This is a genomic window from Saccharomonospora sp. NB11 (assembly GCF_015910535.1).
Lineage (GTDB): Bacteria > Actinomycetota > Actinomycetes > Mycobacteriales > Pseudonocardiaceae > Saccharomonospora.
Map to the genome: position 1 here is coordinate 44,794 of NZ_JACBJG010000010.1, position 20,995 is coordinate 65,788.

Consider the following 20,995-nt stretch of genomic DNA (forward strand, 5'->3'; position numbering starts at 1 on the left):
GAACCCACTGCGCTGATTGTCAGCATACGCGGAGACGTCAGGTCAGCACAACGAGGGGTCCGGGGGCCGTCACCGCGACACTCACCTCGACAATGAGGTGGTGAACGACACGAACCCGGCCGAGCGCCACGCCGCCGCGGAGTCGGTGCTCGGCACCGCGGGCGTCGCACACCGCGAGGTGGGCGCCTCCGAGGCCACTGCCGCGAGTTCGGCCTGGTGGGACGCCGATGCCGACGCCTATCTCGACACGCACGGCGACTTCCTCGGCGAGGCGGACTTCGTGTGGTGCCCCGAGGGGCTCCGCGAGGACGATCTCACGCTGCTCGGCGACGTCGCGGGGGCCAGCGTGCTGGAGGTGGGGTGCGGCTCCGCGCCCTGCGCCCGGTGGCTCACGAAGCAAGGTGCCAAGGTGGCGGCGTTCGACCTGTCGGCGGGCATGCTCCGGCACGCGAGAGCGGGCAACCGCCGTACCGGACTGACGCCCGCGCTCGTCCGGGCCGACGCCCAGCACCTGCCGTTCGCGGACTCCGTGTTCGACGTCGCGTGCTCGTCGTTCGGCGCGTTGCCCTTCGTCCCGTCGCTGGAAACGGTGTTCCACGAGGTGGCCCGGGTACTGCGACCGAACGGGCGCTGGGTCTTCTCCACCACGCATCCGCTGCGGTGGATCTTCCCGGACGACCCGGGCCCGACGGGTCTCACCGTCACCCAGTCGTACTTCGACCGCACCCCGTATGTGGAGGTCGACGCCGAGGGACGCGCAACCTACGTGGAGTACCACCGCACGCTCGGGGACTACGTGCGCGCGCTCGACGCCACCGGCTTCCGCCTCGTCGACCTGATCGAGCCGGAGTGGCCACAAGGGCACACCCGTGTCTGGGGTCAGTGGGGGCCGGTGCGCGGCAAGTTCTTCCCCGGTACCGCGATCTTCTGCTGCGTGCTCCGGTCGTGACGTTCACCCGGCTCGACCCGCTGTTGCCCGAGGTCGTCGATCCGGGCGAGGGCGAGCTGCTGACCGTGTCGGTCGCGGGCGGCGGCACCGTGTCGGCCGTGGTCTACCGCGCTCGCCACGACGGCTGGTCAGCGCTGTGGCATCCGCGCGTGGTGTGGGAGTTGGCCCCGGTGTCCCCGGACGTCGGGACGGACGGCATGGCCGCTCTCCTCGACGCGCTGCGGCGTCGACTGCGCGACGAGCGTCCCGGCACCGACACGGCCTGCAGCGTGACCTGGCCCAGCCGAGATCTCGCCGTGAGCGAGGCCCTCGCCTCACACGGCTTCGTTCCTTCCACGGTGCTCGCCGTGCGAGAAGCGGCGCCGCCCGAGGACGCCCCCTCGACGGAGGTCAGGCCGGTCACCGCCTCCGACGGCGCATCCCTGGCCGACCTGCTCGATTTGTGGCTGGCCGAGTGGCGTCACGCGATCTCGGTGGGCGCGGCGATCGACCGACCGGACGCGGCGGCGTTGTTGGCCGGTGAACTGCGTCGAGCGATCTCGGCGGAAGAGCCGATGTGGGTGGCGGAGATCGACGGTGTCCTCGCGGGGCTGGCTCTGGCGCGGTGGCCCGCGCCGCATCCGCGGCTGCCGAGCGGGTCGTGGGCGCACGTGCACACCGTGTCGGTCGCCGCGGACGTCCGCCGACGGGGCGTCGGCCGTGCGCTCGTGGCCACCGCGCACGGCCGCCTACTCGCTCGCGGAGCGCGTGGCACGTACGTGTTCTACAGTCCGCACAACGCGCTGTCGACGGTGTTCTGGCACCGCCGGGGCTATCGTCCACTCTGGACGACCTGGGAGGCGCGTCCCGCGACTGCCACGCGTTGAGCACGACCGACGGGCACTGTGATGATCGAGCCGACGAGCGATCTTGTCGAGGACCAGACCGAGCGGTGGGCGGCGCTGGACCCGCTGTTGCCTCCCGCGGTCGCACCACGACGCGGACGCCTTCTCACGGCCACGCTGAGCGACGGCACGCGCGTGGCCACGGGACTCACCGAGCCCGACCGGACATCACCCGTCGTGACCCTCACGCCGCTTCTCGGCCCGCACGGCGGGGCGGGCATGGACGCCGTGCTGCGGGCGGCGCGCGGCCACCTCGACCACGCTCCCCCGCCGGCCGACTCGGCGGCCACTCTCACCTGGCCGAGCGTCGACGCCGAGTGCGTGCGCCCATTACTGCTCCACGGCCTGCTGCCCGTCCTCGCGCTCGGGGTCCGTACCGCGTCGTCGCCGGAGATCGGCACACCCCTCGCGTCGGTCACCGTACGGGCGGCGAGGCCCGCGGACACCGTCGTCATCAGGCGACTCATTCCCCAGGGGTGCGCGTTCCCCGGCCGACATGCCGGGGTGTTGCACGCGCGCTGCGGCGAGGGCGTCGTCGAGTCGCTGCCTGGATCGGGACAGACGTGGGTGGCAGAGGAGCGCAGCGACGTCGTGGGCGTCGTTCACGTCACGCGGGTCGCGACCGACTCCCCGGAGTTCGAGGGACTTCTCCCAGCCTCGTCCTGGGGGCAGGTGACATGCCTGGCAGTCCGTCCCGACCGACTCGGTCGCGGCATCGGACAGGCCTTGAGCGCCACTGCTCGGGCGTTCCTCGACGGCCTCGGCGTTCGCCGGTGCGTCACCTGGTACAGCCCGCTCGACCCCCGGGCTTCGGTGTTCTGGCACCGACAGGGCTACCGACCACTGTGGACCACGTGGCAGTGCGCCCCGGCCTCGGCGTTGCGCTGACCGCTTCTAGCCTGCCGTCGGGTGCGCCAGGCGCGGGAGCACCCGCGCCAACCCGTGAACTCGGGGACCGGCCGCCGACTGTCGCCGGACACCGACGTCGTGCCGGGTCGACGGCGCGCCCGCCAACGCCTGGGCCACGGCTTCCCGGACGCCCGCCACGATCTCGGCCTGGCCGAGCGGGCGGGAGCTGTCACGGGCGGAGGCGTTGCCGAGGAAGACGTGCTGCACGCAGCGCCCGGCCGCCTGCTCGGGCACCTCGGCGACGTCGCTCGTCGATCGCACGTCGACCACCGGAGCGTTCGGCGCGAGCAATGGTTCCACCGCCCGCAACACGTTTTTCCGGTCCTCGTCGTGCAGCCACACGACCACCAGGTCGACGGTGGCACCGTTCAGCGTCCTGGCGACGTCGCGGACCAGCAGCTCCGGTTCGTCCCAGCGGGCCTCCACCCACACCACGCGTCCGGCAGGATGAGCCACGTCGTTCGCCGCCACCGGTACGTACCGGCGGCTCGGCTGCACGACGCGCCAGCCGTTGTCCACCAAATCGTGCGCGATGCCGTTCAACATGCCGGCACCAGTCAGAATCAGAGCGTTGCGGTCCACGTCCCGGAGATACCCGAACGAGCGATCCACCAATCCCGGGTGGCGTGTGACCTGCTCCACCCGGGGTCCAGGCCAACCCGGTTAGTGCGCGGCCTCGTTCCAGGAGCGGCCGAAGCCGACCGACACCTCCAAGGGCACCGACAACGCGTACGCCTCGCCCATCTCGCGGCGCACCAGCTGCTCCACCTCGTCGTGCTCGCCCTCGGCGATCTCCAACACCAGTTCGTCGTGCACCTGCAGAAGGATCCGACTGCGCAGGTCGCGCTCCTGCAATGCCCGATGCACGCCGAGCATCGCGACCTTGATGATGTCGGCCGCGCTGCCCTGGATCGGCGCGTTGAGCGCCATCCGCTCGGCCATCTCGCGCCGCTGCCGGTTGTCACTGGTCAGATCGGGCAGGTACCGCCTCCGACCGAAGATCGTCTGCGTGTAGCCGTCCTTGGCCGCGCGGTCGACCACGCTGTGGAGATAGTCGCGAACACCGCCGAACCGCAGGAAGTACTCGTCCATCAGTCCGCGTGCCTCCTCGGTGGAGATGCGGAGCTGCTGCGACAGCCCGTACGCCGACAACCCGTATGCGAGGCCGTAGTTCATCGCCTTGATCTTGGCGCGCTGTTCACTGGTGACCTCGGTGGGATCGACGCCGAACACGCGCGCTGCGGTCGAGGCATGGAAGTCGAAGCCGGACTGGAACGAGTCGATGAGCGCCTCGTCGTTCGACAGGTGCGCCATGATGCGCATCTCGATCTGGCTGTAGTCGGCGGTCATGAGCTCGGCGTAGCCGTCACCGACCACGAACGCGTCGCGGATCCGCCGCCCCTCCTCCGTGCGGACCGGGATGTTCTGCAGGTTCGGTTCGACCGACGACAGGCGTCCGGTCGCCGCGATCGTCTGGTGCAGCGTCGTGTGGATGCGGCCGTCGTCGCCGATCGACTTGATCAGGCCCTCGACCGTGGTGCGCAGCCTGGTGGCGTCCCGGTGTTCGAGCAGATGCTGCAGGAACGGATGTTCCGTCTTCTCGTAGAGGGTTTGCAGCGCGTCGGCGTCGGTGGTGTAGCCGGTCTTGGTGCGCTTCGTCTTCGGCATACCGAGTTCGTCGAAGAGCACGACCTGCAACTGCTTGGGCGAGCCGAGGTTGATCTGCTTGCCGATCACCTCGTATGCCTGCTCGGTGGCCTGCTTCACGCGCCCCGCGTAGTGCGCTTCGAGCGAGGTGAGCGCGTCGGCGTCCACGGCGATGCCCGCCGCCTCCAGCTCGGTGATCACCAGCAGCAGCGGCAGCTCGATGTCACGCAGCAGCTCGGTGGCGCCGATGGTGGTCAGCTCGTCGGACAACGCCGACGACAGCTCTCGCACCGCCCTGGCGCGCACCAACTGGTCGTGCACCGCCTGGTCCTCGGCCTCGGTGTCGAGCAGGGACAACTGCCCGTCGTTCGGGCTCTCCGAGCGCAACTCCCGACGCAGGTAGCGCAGCACCAGGTCGTCGAGCCCGAAGGAGCGCTGCCCGGGGCGCACCAGGTACGCGGCGAGCTCGGTGTCCATCACCAACCCGCCGAGCCGCCAGCCGCGTGCCCGCAGGGCGTGCAGTGGCGTCTTGAGCGAGTGACCCACCTTGCGCACCGTGTCGTCGGCCAGCCACGCGGCGAGGGCCCGCTCGTCGTCCTCGGTGAGGGCGGTGACGTCGAGGTACGCGCCTTGCCCGTCGGCGGCGGCCAGGCTCAGCGACTGCACGTCGGAGGCGACGGAGGAACCCGTGGTGGCGAAAGCAAGCCCGACGGTCGTGTCCGCCGGAGCGTGCCGCGCCAGCCAGTCACCGACCGTGCCCGGCTCCAGCGCCGACCCCTCGATCTCGAAACCGGAGTCGGCCTCCGGCTCGGCGCTCGACAACGAGGCGAACAACCGGTCGCGCAGCACCCGGAACTCGAGTTCGTCGAACAGCCGGTGCACGGCGTCGCGGTCCCAGGGCCGCACAGCAAGATCCGCGGGAGCGAGGTCGAGCGGGACGTCGCGGACCAGCTCGGTGAGCTGCCGGTTCAACATGACCGAGTCGAGTTGGGCCCGCAGCGCGTCACCCACCTTGCCCTTCACCTCGTCGACCCGGTCGATCAGCTCGCCCAACGAACCGAACTGCCGCACCCATTTGGCCGCCGTCTTCTCCCCCACGCCGGGAATGCCGGGCAGGTTGTCGGACGGGTCCCCACGCAGAGCCGCGAAGTCGGGGTACTGCGTGGGCGAGAGGCCGTACTTCTCCTGCACTCCGGCCGGGTCGAAGCGCACCAGATCGGACACGCCCTTCCTCGGGTAGAGCACGGTGACGGAGTCGGTGACCAGTTGCAGGGCGTCCCGGTCGCCCGTACAGATGAGGACCTCGTAGTCGTCGCCGGCCTGCGTGGTGAGGGTCGCGATGAGGTCGTCGGCCTCGTAGCCCTCCTTCGCCAGGACGGGAATCGACAGCGCCCCGAGGATCTCCTTGATGAGCTCGACCTGCCCCTTGAAGTCGTCGGGCGTGGCGGAGCGGTTGGCCTTGTAGTCGGCGAACGTCTCGGCGCGGAACGTCTTGCGCGACACGTCGAACGCGACCGCCACGTGGGTGGGCGCCTCGTCGCGCAGGAGGTTGATCAGCATCGAGGTGAACCCGAACACCGCGTTGGTGACCTGGCCGGTCGACGTCCGGAACCGGTCGGCCGGGACCGCGAAGAACGCGCGGTAGGCCATCGAGTGGCCGTCGATCAGCAACAGCCGAGGTGTGTCGTTGGCAACGAAGGTGTTCTGCTTGGGGCTCACGACCGTGAGTCTAGGGTGAGGGTGCGACAGCCTCACTGCGCGTCGACCACTGGACCCGAACCGCCGAACAGCAGGGAGCGATGCGGTGACCGAGGACTCCTCCGAGCAGGTGCGCGCTCTCCTCGCCGGTGTCTCGCCGGAGATCGCCGAACAGCAGTTGAACGACAAGCTCGGCATCACGTTCGTCGATCTCGGACCGGAACGCGTCAGCGGGGTCATGCCGGTCAAGGGCAATCTTCAGCCGTTCGGGTTACTCCACGGTGGCGCCAACGCCGTGCTCGCGGAGTCGCTGGGGTCGGTCCTCGCGGCGTTGAACGCCGGACCCGATCGGATCGCCGTGGGCCTGGAGTTGTCCTGCACCCACCATCGCGCCGTGGTGTCCGGGTCGGTGACGGGCGTGGCGACGCCCGTGCACGTCGGACGCTCGACGGTGACGTCCGAGATCGTCATCACGAACGAGGAGGGCAAGCGCACCTGCAGCGCGCGCCTGACCTGTGTCGTCCGTGACCGCGCTCCCGGTTCCTGAGCGTCCACACTGGACAGTGGTCGTATCGGTTCTCGGCTGCGTAGTAGCAATCGGCTCCGTTCGCACTTCACCCGACACGGTGATCGTCGCGCACGCCGACCACGAGAATCCGCAGCTCACGCCACAGACGCGTGGGTCGAGTGCAATCCCGGAAGTCTCTGAGGATCTCGTGTTCGCGGGAACCGAGGGCTAGCGTCGCCGCCATGACCACGCGCGACCACCTCCGGACCGTCCACCCGTCCGCCACCCCCGACATCTCCTACCCGGAGCTGTTGGGCGCAGATCGTCTCGCGCCCCTGCGACTGCCACCCGAAGAGAGACTCGCCCAGCTCGCCAGGAGCAGCACCCTGCTCCACAGGACGCGAGCACTCGCCGTGTGGATCGGCCGGGAACGTCGTTTGGCCGACGACACCGCATCGTTGAGTGAGGACGACATCCGCGCGGCGGCCGACCATCTGTCCACTACGGACTCCGGTGCGACGGACGTTCCGCCACGCGAAATGCCGCAATACTGGCACCTCGCCCACGACCTGAGCTTCATCACTCTGGGAGAGGCGAGCGTCAGCGTGGCGTCCGGTGTGGACGCATGGCCCGACGGCGACGACGGTGAGGTGCTCGACGTGTGGCGGAAGGCATTCGCTTCGCTCTGCTCCTGGAGCGCAGCACTCGACGTCGAGCTGGCCGGAGAATCTGTGCCACTACGAGGAGCCGGCGCCACCGTCCTGCCGTTGTTCATGGCCCGCGAGCGCGGCCTGCCGTCGGCCGAACTGAGCGCCCTCGTACGTCAGACCGCGATGCTCGACGCCGAAACCGCGTGGTCCGAGGCGGTGTGGTCCAGCTGGGTCAGCAGGCACGGTGACCCCGCCGAGGTCCTCTACGACCGCCTCACGCTGCTCGGGGCCGTCCACCGGACCGACGATGTGGTCAGGCTGACTCCCCTGGGCTTGTACGCCCTGTGGCACGAAGTGCAGTCGGAAGTCGACATCCCGCTCCTCCCGCCGCCCGAGGACATGACTGCCTCCGACATCGTGTCGATCGCACTGCTCGGCACCGACGACCAGCTCTGCCAGGAGTGGCGAGCCTGGCTGACGACACGAACCCCAACCGAAGCCGCGACGGAACTCGCCGCGGCGGCAGCAGAGGGCAGTCCCGCGCAACGCGCGACAGCGATCAGCCTGCTGCACGACCTCGGACCTCCGGAGCTGCTCAGCGAGCAGTTCGATATCCCACCGCCATGCCTCTACGCCGAGCAGGCCCGAATCGAGACTCTCGATGACCGAGCGGATGGGCGACCGACCGACGACGTCACGCGGCGGGCAGCCGATCGCCTCCACGACGCGAACGTGCGCGCCCCACCGGACGCCTCAGTGAAAGGTCTCGCCTCTCCCCAGCTCACGCCAGGTAATCGACCCGCGCAATGACGCCATAAACGACGTCACTCCCCTGTGACGAGTCCCAGGCGAAGGGCGCACACTGAAGCGACAGGCGACACGCTGGCCTGGACGGGCAGGGGTCACGAGAAACCCGCCCAGCGCCCCTACTTGCCGACGTTGTCGATGACGGCCTGAGCGACGGCCTTCATGGTGGTTCGGCGGTCCATGGCGGTGCGCTGAATCCAGCGGAACGCGTCGGGTTCGCTCAAGCCCTGGTGGGTCATGAGCAGGCCCTTGGCGCGGTCGATGGTCTTGCGTGTCTCGAGCCGGTCGGTGAGGCCCGCGACCTCCGCCTCCAGAGCCTGCAGCTCGGCGAAGCGGCTCACCGCCAACTCGATGGCGGGCACGAGGTCACGCTTGGCGAACGGCTTGACGAGGTAGGCCATCGTCCCGGCCTCCCGCGCGCGTTCGACGAGGTCGCGCTGGCTGAAAGCGGTGAGGATGACGACGGGCGCGATGCGGTCGCCGGTGATCTTCGCGGCGGCCTCGATGCCGTCGAGCTTCGGCATCTTGACGTCGAGGATCACGAGGTCGGGCTTGAGCTCTCCGGCCAGCTTGATGGCCTCTTCCCCGTCGCCCGCTTCACCGACGACCTCGTAGCCTTCTTCACGAAGCATTTCGACGAGGTCGAGACGGATGAGCGCCTCGTCTTCGGCGACGAGAACGCGGCGCTGCGGAGCGGGAGCGGCGTCGTTGGCCTCGGTAGCCGCTTCGGTCACCGGGCTCCTCCTGGGAACGATCGACGGGTAGGGCTTGCATGCGGTATTCCGCTCCCCCGAGGTTACCGGCAATCGCCGGACGCGTCGGGATGGCGTTCACCACGTGCTGTGACCATCACAGCCGTATGCGACGCCCGCCGTACAGCGGCGTTACGATCGTGACAACCCCGCTGCCACCCGGCCAAGCGACACGGAGTAAAGTGCTCACCACGCCCCCGTAGCCCAATCGGCAGAGGCAGCGGACTCAAAATCCGTCCAGTGTGCGTTCGAGTCGCACCGGGGGCACTCACTGTGACCACACGAAACGGCCCCTCACCAGGCACAACGCGGTGAGGGGCCGATCTCGTGTTGTCCGGCTGTGTCCGGTTAAATCCCGTCGTCACCGGCTGTCTACGGAATAGCCGCCCCATCAGCAACCTGGGCAGCGGACACCCCGGCCGTCAGCCAGCTGGACACGCAGGCATGGCACAGGCCGGAGGGCGCACCGACACGCCATCCGACTTCGCGGCGATCGCGTCCGCACCATCACCGGGTCCTCCAGGCGAGAAACCGGAACCGTATCCGCCTACAGCGATCGCGGAGAGCCCTCGGCATGCACGGGCTTCTCGGACTCACGCCGCTCGGTGTCGCGCGCCCGGCCCGTCATCGCCCTTGCGCAGCAGTGCGTCCTCGGACTTTCCGCATGTCGTCGCCTGTATCGCCGTGGTCACCGTAGCCATCGTGTCCGCGTTCCCGACTCACGACTGCGCTGCGACCCGCGGCCACTTCACGTCGCCGTAGCGCTGCGCAATCGGGAATCGCGACCGCAGTAGGGCTTCCGACAGTCATCCCTTTGCGCCGATACCCCTTGGCGTCCTACCCGACCGACTGACGGATGGACGCCGTCCTTGCCGAGGAGTCCACTGAAGGTTCGAGTTGTCCAGCACGGCTGGCGTCACGCCATAGGTGCACACACACCTATGTGTGCAGTAGACTATGCCCATGGAGTTGAAGCACGCCATCCTCGGACTGCTGTCGATCCGCCCCATGAGCGGCTACGACCTCGGTCGCGCCTTCGCTGGTACAGTGGCGCACTTTTGGCACGCCGATCGATCGCAGATCTATCGGACACTGGACCGACTGAGCGCGTCCGGAGCGATCACGACCGAGGTGATCCCGCAGGACGGGAAACCCGACCGCAAGGTGCACTCACTGACCGACGCCGGGCACCGAGAGCTGCTCGACTGGCTGTCATCCCCGGTGGAGGCGGACCGGCCGAAGGAGCCTTTCCTCGCGAGGTTGTTCTTCGCCGCGCCGATCGGCCGCGACGGAGTGGGGCAACTGCTCGACGAACGCGAACGCCAGATGACCGAGGCGCTGACCGAACTGGACTCGATCACGATCGACGCCGACGACTTGGCAGGGCGATTGCGGGCGGCGACTCTGCGCAACGGGCTCCTCCACACGAAGGCCGAACTGGAATGGTTGCGCGAGACGCGACGGCTTCTCGAAATCGACGAATCACCCCGAGACGCCGAGGCCTGATCGATCAGAGAACTCTTCGACCGCCCCGTCCGCCCACTCCCTGGAAAAGTGATCACAATGATTAATACATCGCCCCCGCCGGCCGTCGAGACTCGGCATCTCATCAAGCGTTACAAGAGAAAAACCGCGGTCAATGGCATCAGCCTTCGAATTCACGCCGGGGAGACCTTCGGCGTATTGGGAACCAATGGGGCCGGCAAGACCACCACGATGGAGATGATCGCCGGGCTGCGCAAACCCACCGAGGGGTCGGTTCGGATTCTGGGCTTGGACCCCTTCACCGACCGAGCCCAGGTCCGTCAGATACTCGGCGTCCAACTGCAGCACGCCAATCTGCACGACGCACTGACTGCACGCGAGCTCGTCGACCTCTACCGCGCTTTCTACCCGAACCCCTTGGATACTGATCAAGCCTTGGCCATGGTGGAGTTGCAGGAGAAGGCCAAGACCCGGTTCAGCGATCTCTCCGGCGGCCAGATGCAACGCCTTTCGATTGCATTGGCGCTGGTGGGGCGGCCACAGGTGGTGATCCTGGATGAACTGACCACCGGACTGGATCCCATGGCTCGACGTCGGGTGTGGTCGACGATCGAGGCCCTGAGGAATCAGACGGTGATTCTCGTCAGCCACGCCATGGACGAAGTCGAACATCTCTGCGACCGGGTGGCGATCGTCGATTCCGGGCGCGTCGTCGCCCAGGGCACCCCGAATGCACTGAAAGCGCACACCTCGGCGGCCACCTTGGAAGATGCCTTCGTGAAACTGACCGGAAAATCCTTGAACGAGAAGGATGACCACTGATGACCACCATGCCCATTCCTTCCGTCCACGCTCGCCGGCCGGGTGCACGAGCCTGGATGCGGATGATCCAGGCCGAAGGGAAAATGATCGTCCGCTCCACCGCGAACCTCATCGTGCCACTGGGCGCAAGACCAAAGTGCTGCGCCGGTTGGCAGTCACCCCGACCTCTCCTGCCATGGTGATGGCCGCTCAGCTAGTGGTCGGTCTGATCCAGGTGATGGTGGGCGTCTCCGCAGCCTTCGGAGTCGCGGTCCTGTTCTTCGATGCTGGTTTTCCCGTCGACGTCTTCACGGCCGTGATGGTGCTGTCGGCGTGCTGTGTGGCGATGTACGCCTTGGGAATGATCGTGGCCTCGGTGGCTCCCACGCCGAACGCCGCGGCAGCCATCGGATTGATCGCGTTCTTCGCGATGGCCGCACTCGGCGGCATGTTCGGCCCCATGGAGAATCTGCCCGAGCAGGTGGCCGCGATCGGCTCCTGGCTACCCTTCGGCGCAGCTGTCGAGGCGTTCCAGTCCGCCTGGATCGGCGAGACCGTGAGGTGGGAGAACTGGGCCAGTCTCGGCGCGACCACCGTACTCGGTGTCGGCGTAGCGTCTGCGTTCTTCCGTTGGGATTGATCACGTAGTCGTCGATAGACCACCACACTGGCCGCGTACTCACCTTTGAGACGTGCCGCCGGCGGCAAGACACGGAGGGATCGCGGGTGCCGGCCGACGGTGCGACCCGGAACTGTCGTACGGTCGGCGGCCGGTTCGGGTGGCGATGCGGAAATGCGAGTGGAAGCCAACGACAGCCGCGGTGACGGCCGCCTCCCGTCCCGGCCCGGTCAGTAGTCCTACCTCTACGCCGCAGGCGGTTCTCGTCCAGCACGTCAGGTGACCGCTCCTCACCCCGCCACATCGAGCGTGACGGCAGCGGGACTTGCGAGACGGCACGCGGCAGACCCGGGAACGGCCAGTACACAAAGGACGAGCGCCCGGCCGGCCACTCGTCGCCTCGTCGGCCTCCAGAACAGTCCTGCGCTCGGTCAGCGGTCTCGCACATCGCACCTTCGACGGACGGTCGCTTCAACGCGGCCTCCTAGCCAGCTTCGAGCGCGCCGAGTACTCCACTAGCTGAACTCCCAATTTCACAGACGCGAAGGTGTGACTCGGCGAGAGCGAAGCAGCAAACCAGCTCTCTGAACGGGGTCGAATAATCATTAATTAATCCTGTCCCGAATATTCCGGAGCCCGAGGCGAGTCGCATAATCACCTTCACGGTCGACGAGAGCCGCTTCGACACCCTCGTGACGACCTTGCGCGGCATCGTGCGGGACCGCCTCACCAACGCCGTCGTCAAGATCTACGACGCCGCCTCGTCCGACATCTACGGCGGAAAAGCGGCGGTCACCGGGCACGTCTGTGTCGACGGCGCTGCGGCCCTGCTTCCCGCGCTGTGTTCGGAGGTGGAACGACGGCTCGCGGACGTCGGCGCGGCCATGCTGTCCGAGGAACAGGTCAGCGCTGATCCCCTCGCCGCCGCCGTCGTGAAGGCCTACCGCGGTGACCCGCTCGGCAACGAGGTGATCGTACGGTCCGCGCTGGGCGTTTCCACCGAGGAAGCCGACGAGCGCGGCCGAGGATGGATCTTCGTCCTGCCTTTCGTCCCCTTCACCCCCGGGGATCTCGTCCGGGCACGCGGCGTGGTCCGCGACGCCGCTCCACCCGACCCGAGCGTGCAGGTCGGCACGACCGTGAACACGCTCGACCACGACGTGGTGGACCTCGTCATCGCAGTGCGCTTCGACCGCCGGGATCCGACGTCGGTGACGACAGCCCACCACACTCTCGACCGGCTGTACGAGGGGCTCGTCGAGGCCGGCTACCACCCCTACCGCCTCGACACCGCGCACCGCCGCTCCGACGTCCTCCCCGACACCGACCTCACGTCCACTCTCGCCCGTCGGATCAAGTCAGCAGTCGATCCCGCCAACGTCTTCGGCGGCTCCCGCTATTTCGCCTGACAACCCTCGAGTGAACGGAAACGACATGACCGAGCAGAACATCGACTACGACGTCGTCGTCTGTGGCGGCGGCCCCGCCGGTTCCATCGCCGCCCGGCAGAGCGCCCAACTCGGGTTGCGGACCCTCGTGCTGGAGAAGGACGCATTCCCGCGCTTCCACATCGGGGAATCCCTCCTGCCCTACATGAGCGGACTGCTCCACGAACTCGGGCTCCTCGATCACGTGAAGAGGGAAGGCCACCCCGTCAAGACGGGCGCCGAATTCAGCGACACCACGGGCAAGTTCCACCGGGTCTCGTTCACCGACCAGGGCGAGGGTCGGTTCCACACCACGTTCCAGGTCGACCGCGCACGCTTCGACCAGTTCCTGTTGGACGCCGCGGTCGACGCCGGGGCCCGCGCGGTGACCCAAGCGAACATCACCGACATCGACCTGCAGGACGACGACACACCGCACGCCGTTCACTACACCGCTCCGGACGGCGAGCACGTGGTCCGCGCGAAGGTCGTCATCGACGCCACCGGTCGTGCCGGGTTGATCTCCGCCAAGCTGGGACTGCGCAAGACGGTGCAGCAGCTGAAGATGGTCGCCCTGTATCACCACTACGTCGGCATCCGGGAGGAGAACAATCCGGGCTGGCGGGGAGACATCCAGATCGGCAACCACGACGACGGCTGGGTCTGGGCCATCCCCAACGCCGCGGGCATGCTGAGCGTGGGAACCGTCATGCGACGGTCCACTTTGCGCGGTGCTGACCGCGAAGCCCTGTTCCAGGACCACGTGTCCCGGGTCCCCCGCATCGTGCAACGCCTCGGCTCCGCCCAGGTGCAGGGCCCGCTGCGCACGGAGTCCGACTACTGCTATTACGCAGAGCAGGTCGCCGGGAACCGGTGGTTCCTGGTCGGCGACAGCGCCGCCTTCGTGGACCCGGTTTTTTCCGGTGGCGTGTACCTGGCGATGGTCACCGGACGGCAGGCCGGTGTCGAGGCCGCCGCGATCGTCAACGGCTCCGAGCGCACGGAGGAGTGCGCGGACCGGTTCACCCGCCTGTACAAGACCGGGTACGACACCTACTTCCGTCTCGTCCAGGGCTTCTACGAGTACAACTTCGACTTCGGGGCGTTCAAGGCCGACCTGCCCGACGAGGTCGACGCGCGCTCGGTCTCCCTGCTGCTCGGCGGTGACTTCTGGGGTCACGCCAACACCTTCGCGAGCGAACTGCGCAAGGTCGAACGTTGGCGCATCTTCGAGCCGTTCGACGTGTACTACGGCTGCCCCGCCTACCCGGAGCTCGAACTGGCCGAACGCACCGCGCTGGCCGAGCGCAACGGTTCGATCGTCGGAGCGACGTCATGAGCAGCCTCGACGAGCGGACCGTCGACGTCGTCGTGGTCGGCGGCGGTGTCCCCGCACTGATTCTGGCCGGGCAGCTCGCCGAGCGGTCCCCCGGCCTCGTCGTCGAAGTTCTCGAACGCGCCGACGCCGGGGTTCGCCCGGCGCGGGGCGTGTTGGTCCACCCCGTGACCCACCTGCTGTTGGAGCAAGCGGGATACGGGCTGCCGGAAGGCACTCGGGTCGGCGTGGTGGAGCGGTTGGAGGAGTACGACCGCGGCGAGCTGCTCGGGGAGTACCCGGCCGGTCGCCGTGCGACGGACTCGGACCGGGTCCACCACCCGTACAACCTCAGCCTGTCCGTGTTGGCCGAGGCGGTGGAACCGGCGCTGTCCCGCTTGCCGAACTGCACCGTGCGGTACGGCACCACGGTGACCGAAGCCCGGTCCGACGACCACGGGTGGCGGCTGCGGACCACAGGCCCCGACGGCGATTCGTTGCTGTCGTGCCGGTTGCTCGTGGCCGCCGACGGCAAGGACTCGGCGTTCCGCGGGGCGGGCGCCTTCACGGTCCGGCAGCGGGGGTTCCCCGGGCGGGTCGACCTCTTCGCCGTCCCGCAACGGCGGCAGCGCCGCCCCGCGATCAGCATGGTGCTCGCGGAGAACGAGTCGACCACTGTCGTCGACAACGGGATGGGACCGAACACTCTGTTGTTCGACATGCGCCCCGACGGGAGCGAACCCACCACGAGCCCGACGATCAGGCGCGAGGTCGTCGACCGCGTCCGGGCAGCGGGGCTCGATCTTCCCGCCGAGCCGAAGCCGCTGTTCACGATGAGCTTCCGCTCCGTCGTCGTCCAGTGCGACACCTGGTACCGGGACCGCCTGTTGCTACTGGGGGACGCCGCACACGCCATGCACAACCTCGGTGGCCAAGGCTTCAACATCGCCGTCCAGAACGCGTTCGCACTGGCCGACCCGCTGAGCGCCCTGCTGGAGACCGGGGACGAGGCCCCGCTGCGTGAGTTCGAACGCTTCCGGCTGCCGTACGTGACAAACCTGCAGAACAGCCAGTCGACCTTCTACGACGACCTCTCCCGCGGAGCACCGACGGACCGCTCCTGGTTCCGCACGACCTACCTGTCACTCGTCGGCGGACAGCCCGGACTCTCGCGGTTCCTGCCGACAATGAAGGAGACCGTCGATGCATGACGCGAACATGAAAGTGCTGCTCGCGGTCACCGCGGCGCTGTTCGTCATCGTGATCGCAGCACGGCTCTGTGGCCGACTCGCACTCAAGCTCGGTCAACCCGCCGTGGTCGGCGAGATGGTCTCGGGTGTGTTGCTCGGCCCGACGCTGCTCGGCGCGCTGGCCCCGTCGTTCAGCGACTACGTCTTCGGCGAGACGACCAAACCCACGCTGTACGTGATCAGCATGACCGGCCTGAGCCTGTACATGTTCCTCGTCGGGCTCGAACACGAACACCACCCCGCCTCGCGCAAGGAGGCCCTGACCCCCATCGCGCTCGCCCTCGGGGGCATCACGCTGCCTTTGTTGATCGGCGGTGCGGCAGCCTACGCAATCGCCGACGACTTCCGCCCCCAGCACGTCAGCGTTCCCCTGTTCATGCTGTTCGTCGGCGGCGCGCTGTCAGTCACGGCGTTCCCGATGCTGGCGAGAGTCCTGCAGGAACGGCGTATGGTGCACACCGACTTCGGTGGGGTGGCGATCCGGGCGGCGGCCGTCGACGACGCCGCGGCGTGGTGCGTCCTGGCGATCGTGTCGGCGCTCTACGTCCACGGCAGTTGGGTCGACTCGTTGGAGACGATCGTGCCGGCCCTGGTCTTCGTCGTCGCGGCCTTCGTGTTGCTACCCCGGTTCTTCCGCAAGCCCATGCAGAGGGCCGTCGAGGCGGGTGCCGTCGGCGACGGGCTGCTGGTGGCGTTGCTGTGTGTCGTTCTGGGATCGGCGTGGTTCACCGACTACATCGGCATCTACTCGGTGTTCGGCGGGTTCGTCTGCGGTGTCGCCCTGCCTCGCGTTCCGGGCTTCGCCGAGCTGGTGAACGTGCGGCTGCTGCAGGTGGTGCGGTGCTTGTTCCTGCCGGTGTTCTTCGCGTTCTCCGGCCTCAACACCGACCTCACCAACGCGCTCGATCCGAGCTACCTGGTCGCGCTGGCGATCATGCTGGTCGCCGCGTTCGCCTCGAAGACGGTGGCCTCGCTGGTGGTGATGCGGTCGTTCAAGTGGAGTTGGGGCGAGTCGATGGCCATGGGCGGGCTGATGAACGCCCGGGGGCTGATGATCCTCATCTTCATCAACATCGGTCTGGCACTGGGCATCATCGGAACACAGCTGTTCTCGATCCTCGTGCTGATCGCCGTCCTCACCACGGCGTTGGCGCTTCCGGTGTACCGCTTCCACTTCACGCCCGAACGCGAGGCGGAAGCCCGGGACGTCTGGCGGCGGCGTAACCGACGTCCCGCGGTCGACTCGGAGAAGGAGGACGCGGTGAGCAGCGCGGTGACGTGATCACGATCGTCGAGTTCGCAGCTGGGTCTTGAGGAGGAATCAGTGAGTCGGGAACACGTGCCGACCGTGGAAGTACGCATCAAACAGGTGCGGGTCGAGAACCCGGACGTACGGACGTTCGTGCTCGAACCCGCGGACCCGCGCGAGACGACCCTGCCGTACCGGGCCGGGCAGTTTCTGACCTTCTTCCTGCCGGTCGAGAGCGAGAAGCAGGTCGTGCGCACCTACTCGGTGTCGACCTGTCCCGTCACCGACGACGATCTCGCCGTCACGGTGAAGCGGGAGCGCGGGGGCAAGGGTTCGGGGTGGTTCTTCGACGTCGCCGAGCCCGGGACCACGCTGCGGGCATACCGGCCCGCCGGGGACTTCACCCTCACCGACTCCGGCGACGTGGTGTTGTTCGCGGCGGGTGTCGGGATCACCCCGGTGTACTCGCTGTGCAAGAACGCGTTGGCCGCCGGGCGGTCGACGTACCTGCACTACTCGGTGAGCCGACGGGACGACGCCGTCTTCGCCGACCGCTTGGAGCAGCTCCGATCCCGTCATGAACGGCTCGCGCTGGACGTCCGGGAGACGAAGGTCGAGGGCAGGCTCGACCGGGAGGCGGTCCGCACCATCGGACGACGCCATGCCGGAGCGACCGCGTACGTGTGCGGGCCGAGCGAGTACACGACACTGGTGGTGGACGGCCTGCTCGACGCGGGCTGGCCGGTCGCGGCGATCAAAACCGAGTCGTTCGGACCACCGCCCGAGACGAGGTCGGTGGCCGAGCCGACCGCGGTGGCGGCGTCGAAGGCCGTCGCCACCGCGGTCGTGCGGGTCGACGGTCAGGACAACACCGTGTCCTGGCCGGAGGACACTCCGTTGATCCACGTCCTCGACGCGGCGGGCATCGACGTGCCGAGCTCCTGCAGGCAGGGTGAGTGCCTCACGTGCGAGTGCCGCGTCCTGAAGGGTCGGACCACCATGCGCAAGAACAACGTCCTCGACGAGGACGATCTGGAGGCCGGATATGCCCTCGCGTGTCAGCTCCTGCCGAAGGAGTCCGAGGTGGTCGTGAGCTTCGACGAGTAGCCGGCTGCGCGTTCCCGGGGCCTCACGCCTCGTCCTTCAGCCCTGCCGGGATCACGCCGTGATCGGAGATCGACAGGTCGACGACGCTGTCGAGCAGCCCCGGGAAGCGCTTCTCCAACTCGTCGGTGCGGAGCCGGACGAAGCACCGCGTGCCCTCCTCGCGGGTTCGCGTGATCCCCGAGGAGCGCAGGACCTTGAGGTGATAACTCAGTGTCGACTTGGCCACCGGCACGTCGAGTTGTCCCCACCCACGTTCCTCGCCGTCGCTGAGCAGTCGCACCAGTCCCAACCGAACCGGGTCGGCCAGGGCGTGGAGCACGGTCGGCAAATCCACGTCCGCCAAGTCGGGGTGCGTTGCAGGAGCCATGCTCGCAGACTACATTACGGTGCGTTATTCGATGTTCGACGAACATAGGAGATTGGATGTCGACCTCCACCACCGCGAAGTACCCGGTCTGGCTGCTGGCGTTATTCGTGGGGATGCTCGCCCTCGGGACCGACGAGTTCGTGATCTCGGGGATCCTGCCCGAGGTCGCGGACGACCTCGGCGTGTCGCTCGGGTCCGCGGGACAGCTCGTGACCGCGTTCGCCTTCGCGTTCGCCCTCGGCGCACCCGTGCTCGCGTTCCTCACCGACCGGCTCGACCGCAAGAAGCTGCTGACTGCCGGGCTGCTGGTCTTCGCACTGGCCAACGTGGCGGTGGCGATCAGTGACTCGTTCGTGCTCACGCTGGTGCTGCGCATCGTCGCGGGCCTCGCAGCGGCCGTCGTGTCGCCGACCTGCATGGCGATCGCGGGCATGGCCGCCCCCGAGGGTCGGAACGGTCGCTACCTCGCGGTGGTGACGGCGGGGCTCACCGTCGCGTTGTTCACCGGTGTGCCGTTCGGCTCGTTCCTCGGCCACGCCATCTCGTGGCGCGCGACGTTCGGTCTGATCGCTCTGGTCAGCGCGGTGGTCCTGGTGCTGTGCCACTTCCTGGCTCCCGCCGTTCCGGGTGGCACGACCACCGGTCTCGCTGCTCGCCTGGCCCCGGTCCGCAATCCCCGGGTGCTGTTCCTCGTCCTCGCCATGTTCCTGTCGGGGTGCGGCGGGCTCATGTTCTACAACTACCTCGGCGGCATCTTCACGGCTCAGCTCGACGCGTCGGCGACCCAGATCACCGTGGCCCTGCTGATCGTGGGGCTCGTCGGCGTGCTGGCGGTCTTCTTCGGTGGCACGCTCACCGACAAGACGGGTCCGCGACGGGCCGCCGCGACGATCCTCGGCGGGCACTGCCTCGCGCTGGGCGGCCTCGCGGTGTACCTCAGCACCACCGCGAGTGGGGTCACGCTCGCGATCTTCGTCCTCGTCGGCGTGTGGTCGGTCTTCGCGTGGGCGTTGAGCCCCGTCATGCAGGCCGGCATCATGACCGCCTCGCCCGAGCAGCCGATGTTGGCGATGTCGCTGGGCATCAGCGGCCTCTACGGCGGAAGCGCCGTCGGCGCCGCGGTCGGCGGTTACCTGCTCGACCAGCACGGCCCGTCGATGATTCCGGTGGTCGGGACCGTGTTCCTGGCCGTCGCCGTGGTGAGCGCCGTCCTGGGCACTCGCCCCGTCACCGCGACGCCGCCGGTCACCGAGCCTGCCCCCGCCCAGAAGCCGGCCGTCTGATTCGACTGCGGGGAGCCGGCGTGCGTCGGCTCCCCGATGTCCGGCGTTCGACGACGGCTCAGCGGATGCTGCCCAGGGTGACCGTCAACAGCTCCGGGTCGCCGTGGTTCACCTTGCCGCTGTGGTCCTCGTCCGGATTCGCGCTCACGTCGTCGTAGGCGAACGCGTAACCCTTGCCGTCCGGCAGGTTCTCGTGCACCACGCGGGCGTAGTGGTTCGTGATCGGATGCCGGTAGAAGGTCGCCGGGTCCTCACCGTGCGGCTGCCGGTTGTTGATCAGCAACGTGGTGCGGTTGAAGGCCGCGGCGAGGCGGGGAACGATCGCCTTCCGCTGCTCGCTGTCGGTGTCGGGGTTGTTCGCGAACGGTCCGCTGTTGCAGCCCCAGATGTCGGCGGTGCTCGGCTTGCCGAAGCGTTCCGCACCGAACACCAGCTCGTCGCCTTCGACTCGCCCTTCGAGAATGCCGATGTCGGCGCGCTGTGAGTCGACGAGCAACGGCTCGGCCGAGTACTTCTGCCACACCTCGTCGACGTAGCCCTCCAGGTATCCGGCGAACTCGCCCGCCCGGTGGTTGGGGTTCAGCACGCGCACCACGGTGCCGTCCGCCTCCTGTACGCACGTCGGCCAGGCCCCACCCTGGGTGCGCAGCGAGTCGGCGATGCGGTCGATCGCGCCCGCGGGCAGCCCCGGCACCTCCTGCGTACCGCCCGCGTGTGTCAGGTGCAGGCCGACCGGAGCGGCGACGAAGTCGACGTAGCTGATGTTGGCGTACACCTGCTCGGCGTTGAGCGTGAACTCGGCGAAGGTCCAGTTGCGGTGGAAGTTCGGGTCGGCGTCGGAGACGAAGTTCGGGTGCACGACCGCAGTTCTGCCGTCGGCGGCCTGCAACGCGAAGAACTCCAGTTTGTCGTCGGTCACGAAGTACACCCGCGCGCCGAACATGCGAGGCACCAGCACTTCCGTCGAGCCGTCCACCGGAACGGCCGGGTCCTCTCCCAACGGTTCCGGCACGGGACTGCTCGCCGTCGGCCGGAACACGCTGCCGTCGGCACGGACGAAGATCGCGCTGCCGTCCCCGTCCGCCTGACCGGTGATGTAGGCGAAGGCGGGCCGACCCGAGTTGTTGACCAGCCGGAACCGCAGCGTCTCCGGCGCGGCCGACGCGAACGGAGCGGTCACCGCCCCGGCCCACAGTGGCGAGGTGAGTGCAGCGGCGGACAATCCGAGAAACTGTCGGCGTGAAACCATGAATTCCCTCCGAGAACCGCGTGCCGTTTCGACGAATGG

19 protein-coding genes and 1 tRNA gene are annotated in these 20,995 nt (G+C 68.1%); 15 read left to right on the forward strand and 5 right to left on the reverse strand.

Annotated features, from left to right (window positions below; genetic code table 11):
• The first annotated feature begins 97 nt into the window (after positions 1 to 97).
• The 3 genes from JAV51_RS15805 to JAV51_RS15815 are packed head-to-tail and all read left to right on the forward strand — an operon-like array spanning position 98 to position 2,721.
• Positions 98 to 949: a class I SAM-dependent methyltransferase gene (locus JAV51_RS15805; protein ID WP_197321501.1), complete on the forward strand. Its 852-nt coding sequence runs from the start codon at positions 98 to 100 to the stop codon at positions 947 to 949.
• Positions 946 to 1,815 carry a GNAT family N-acetyltransferase gene (locus JAV51_RS15810; protein ID WP_197321502.1) on the forward strand — a complete coding sequence of 290 codons (870 nt, stop codon included), beginning with the start codon at positions 946 to 948 and terminating at the stop codon, positions 1,813 to 1,815. The genes JAV51_RS15805 and JAV51_RS15810 overlap by 4 nt, the downstream gene beginning before the upstream one ends.
• 21 nt (positions 1,816 to 1,836) lie before the next feature.
• On the forward strand, positions 1,837 to 2,721 hold the full coding sequence (locus JAV51_RS15815) for a GNAT family N-acetyltransferase (protein WP_197321503.1): 885 nt from the start codon (positions 1,837 to 1,839) through the stop codon (positions 2,719 to 2,721).
• Positions 2,722 to 2,727: 6 nt separating this feature from the next.
• On the opposite strand, the gene JAV51_RS15820 is transcribed toward JAV51_RS15815, so the two are convergent.
• Positions 2,728 to 3,288 carry a hypothetical protein gene (locus JAV51_RS15820; protein WP_197321504.1) on the reverse strand — a complete coding sequence of 187 codons (561 nt, stop codon included), beginning with the start codon at positions 3,286 to 3,288 and terminating at the stop codon, positions 2,728 to 2,730.
• A gap of 117 nt (positions 3,289 to 3,405) precedes the next feature.
• Positions 3,406 to 6,108 carry a DNA polymerase I gene (gene polA, locus JAV51_RS15825; RefSeq protein WP_197321505.1) on the reverse strand — a complete coding sequence of 901 codons (2,703 nt, stop codon included), beginning with the start codon at positions 6,106 to 6,108 and terminating at the stop codon, positions 3,406 to 3,408.
• 85 nt (positions 6,109 to 6,193) lie between these two features.
• Between polA and JAV51_RS15830 the strand changes: the two genes are divergently transcribed.
• Together JAV51_RS15830 and JAV51_RS15835 are read left to right on the forward strand one after the other, a co-directional pair.
• Positions 6,194 to 6,634 carry a PaaI family thioesterase gene (locus tag JAV51_RS15830; protein WP_197321506.1) on the forward strand — a complete coding sequence of 147 codons (441 nt, stop codon included), beginning with the start codon at positions 6,194 to 6,196 and terminating at the stop codon, positions 6,632 to 6,634.
• 203 nt (positions 6,635 to 6,837) lie between these two features.
• Positions 6,838 to 8,055, forward strand: coding sequence for a hypothetical protein (locus JAV51_RS15835; protein ID WP_197321507.1), 1,218 nt, complete (start codon positions 6,838 to 6,840; stop codon positions 8,053 to 8,055).
• A gap of 116 nt (positions 8,056 to 8,171) precedes the next feature.
• Here JAV51_RS15835 and JAV51_RS15840 read toward each other — a convergent pair whose 3' ends face one another.
• The gene (locus JAV51_RS15840; protein WP_197321508.1) at positions 8,172 to 8,786 is read right to left on the reverse strand and encodes an ANTAR domain-containing response regulator; all 615 of its coding nucleotides are present in this window, start codon (positions 8,784 to 8,786) and stop codon (positions 8,172 to 8,174) included.
• A 211-nt stretch (positions 8,787 to 8,997) separates the two neighbouring features.
• Between JAV51_RS15840 and JAV51_RS15845 the strand changes: the two genes are divergently transcribed.
• The 9 genes from JAV51_RS15845 to JAV51_RS15885 all read left to right on the forward strand — a co-directional run bounded on the left by JAV51_RS15845 (position 8,998) and on the right by JAV51_RS15885 (position 18,057).
• Positions 8,998 to 9,071 (forward strand) — tRNA-Leu (locus JAV51_RS15845).
• A gap of 696 nt (positions 9,072 to 9,767) precedes the next feature.
• Positions 9,768 to 10,310, forward strand: coding sequence for a PadR family transcriptional regulator (locus JAV51_RS15850; RefSeq protein WP_197321509.1), 543 nt, complete (start codon positions 9,768 to 9,770; stop codon positions 10,308 to 10,310).
• A gap of 57 nt (positions 10,311 to 10,367) precedes the next feature.
• Positions 10,368 to 11,111 carry an ABC transporter ATP-binding protein gene (locus JAV51_RS15855; RefSeq protein ID WP_197321592.1) on the forward strand — a complete coding sequence of 248 codons (744 nt, stop codon included), beginning with the start codon at positions 10,368 to 10,370 and terminating at the stop codon, positions 11,109 to 11,111.
• Positions 11,101 to 11,730, forward strand: a complete 630-nt coding sequence (locus JAV51_RS15860) for an ABC transporter permease (RefSeq protein ID WP_197321510.1) — start codon at positions 11,101 to 11,103, stop codon at positions 11,728 to 11,730. Before JAV51_RS15855 ends, JAV51_RS15860 begins: the two co-directional genes overlap by 11 nt.
• Before the next feature lie 671 nt (positions 11,731 to 12,401).
• Positions 12,402 to 13,118: a hypothetical protein gene (locus JAV51_RS15865; RefSeq protein ID WP_197321511.1), complete on the forward strand. Its 717-nt coding sequence runs from the start codon at positions 12,402 to 12,404 to the stop codon at positions 13,116 to 13,118.
• Positions 13,119 to 13,143: 25 nt separating this feature from the next.
• Entirely contained in the window at positions 13,144 to 14,475 is a 1,332-nt protein-coding gene (locus tag JAV51_RS15870; RefSeq protein ID WP_197321512.1) for an NAD(P)/FAD-dependent oxidoreductase, read from the forward strand.
• On the forward strand, positions 14,472 to 15,662 hold the full coding sequence (locus JAV51_RS15875; RefSeq protein WP_197321513.1) for an NAD(P)/FAD-dependent oxidoreductase: 1,191 nt from the start codon (positions 14,472 to 14,474) through the stop codon (positions 15,660 to 15,662). Before JAV51_RS15870 ends, JAV51_RS15875 begins: the two co-directional genes overlap by 4 nt.
• Positions 15,655 to 16,983 (forward strand): cation:proton antiporter, encoded by a 1,329-nt coding sequence (locus JAV51_RS15880; protein WP_197321514.1) that lies wholly within the window; start codon positions 15,655 to 15,657, stop codon positions 16,981 to 16,983. The genes JAV51_RS15875 and JAV51_RS15880 overlap by 8 nt, the downstream gene beginning before the upstream one ends.
• 42 nt (positions 16,984 to 17,025) lie before the next feature.
• On the forward strand, positions 17,026 to 18,057 hold the full coding sequence (locus JAV51_RS15885) for a 2Fe-2S iron-sulfur cluster-binding protein (protein ID WP_197321515.1): 1,032 nt from the start codon (positions 17,026 to 17,028) through the stop codon (positions 18,055 to 18,057).
• Between the two features lie 22 nt (positions 18,058 to 18,079).
• Here the strand turns inward: JAV51_RS15885 and JAV51_RS15890 are convergent, their stop codons facing one another.
• Positions 18,080 to 18,424, reverse strand: a complete 345-nt coding sequence (locus JAV51_RS15890) for a helix-turn-helix transcriptional regulator (RefSeq protein WP_197321516.1) — start codon at positions 18,422 to 18,424, stop codon at positions 18,080 to 18,082.
• Positions 18,425 to 18,480: 56 nt separating this feature from the next.
• On the opposite strand from JAV51_RS15890, the gene JAV51_RS15895 reads away from it, so the two are divergent.
• Positions 18,481 to 19,707, forward strand: coding sequence for an MFS transporter (locus JAV51_RS15895; protein WP_197321517.1), 1,227 nt, complete (start codon positions 18,481 to 18,483; stop codon positions 19,705 to 19,707).
• Positions 19,708 to 19,765: 58 nt separating this feature from the next.
• Here the strand turns inward: JAV51_RS15895 and JAV51_RS15900 are convergent, their stop codons facing one another.
• The gene (locus tag JAV51_RS15900) at positions 19,766 to 20,956 is read right to left on the reverse strand and encodes a glycoside hydrolase family 64 protein (protein WP_197321518.1); all 1,191 of its coding nucleotides are present in this window, start codon (positions 20,954 to 20,956) and stop codon (positions 19,766 to 19,768) included.
• Positions 20,957 to 20,995 lie beyond the last annotated feature (39 nt).

Bases quoted from the DNA above. Each gene is read 5' to 3' on its own strand.
- JAV51_RS15855 (WP_197321592.1), top strand. From the start codon at position 10,368: ATGATTAATACATCGCCCCCGCCGGCCGTCGAGACTCGGCATCTCATC.
- JAV51_RS15890 (WP_197321516.1), bottom strand. From the start codon at position 18,424: ATGGCTCCTGCAACGCACCCCGACTTGGCGGACGTGGATTTGCCGACC.
- JAV51_RS15880 (WP_197321514.1), top strand. From the start codon at position 15,655: ATGCATGACGCGAACATGAAAGTGCTGCTCGCGGTCACCGCGGCGCTG.
- JAV51_RS15835 (WP_197321507.1), top strand. From the start codon at position 6,838: ATGACCACGCGCGACCACCTCCGGACCGTCCACCCGTCCGCCACCCCC.
- JAV51_RS15815 (WP_197321503.1), top strand. From the start codon at position 1,837: ATGATCGAGCCGACGAGCGATCTTGTCGAGGACCAGACCGAGCGGTGG.
- JAV51_RS15850 (WP_197321509.1), top strand. From the start codon at position 9,768: ATGGAGTTGAAGCACGCCATCCTCGGACTGCTGTCGATCCGCCCCATG.
- JAV51_RS15900 (WP_197321518.1), bottom strand. From the start codon at position 20,956: ATGGTTTCACGCCGACAGTTTCTCGGATTGTCCGCCGCTGCACTCACC.
- JAV51_RS15870 (WP_197321512.1), top strand. From the start codon at position 13,144: ATGACCGAGCAGAACATCGACTACGACGTCGTCGTCTGTGGCGGCGGC.
- JAV51_RS15860 (WP_197321510.1), top strand. From the start codon at position 11,101: ATGACCACTGATGACCACCATGCCCATTCCTTCCGTCCACGCTCGCCG.
- JAV51_RS15820 (WP_197321504.1), bottom strand. From the start codon at position 3,288: ATGTTGAACGGCATCGCGCACGATTTGGTGGACAACGGCTGGCGCGTC.
- JAV51_RS15875 (WP_197321513.1), top strand. From the start codon at position 14,472: ATGAGCAGCCTCGACGAGCGGACCGTCGACGTCGTCGTGGTCGGCGGC.
- JAV51_RS15895 (WP_197321517.1), top strand. From the start codon at position 18,481: ATGTCGACCTCCACCACCGCGAAGTACCCGGTCTGGCTGCTGGCGTTA.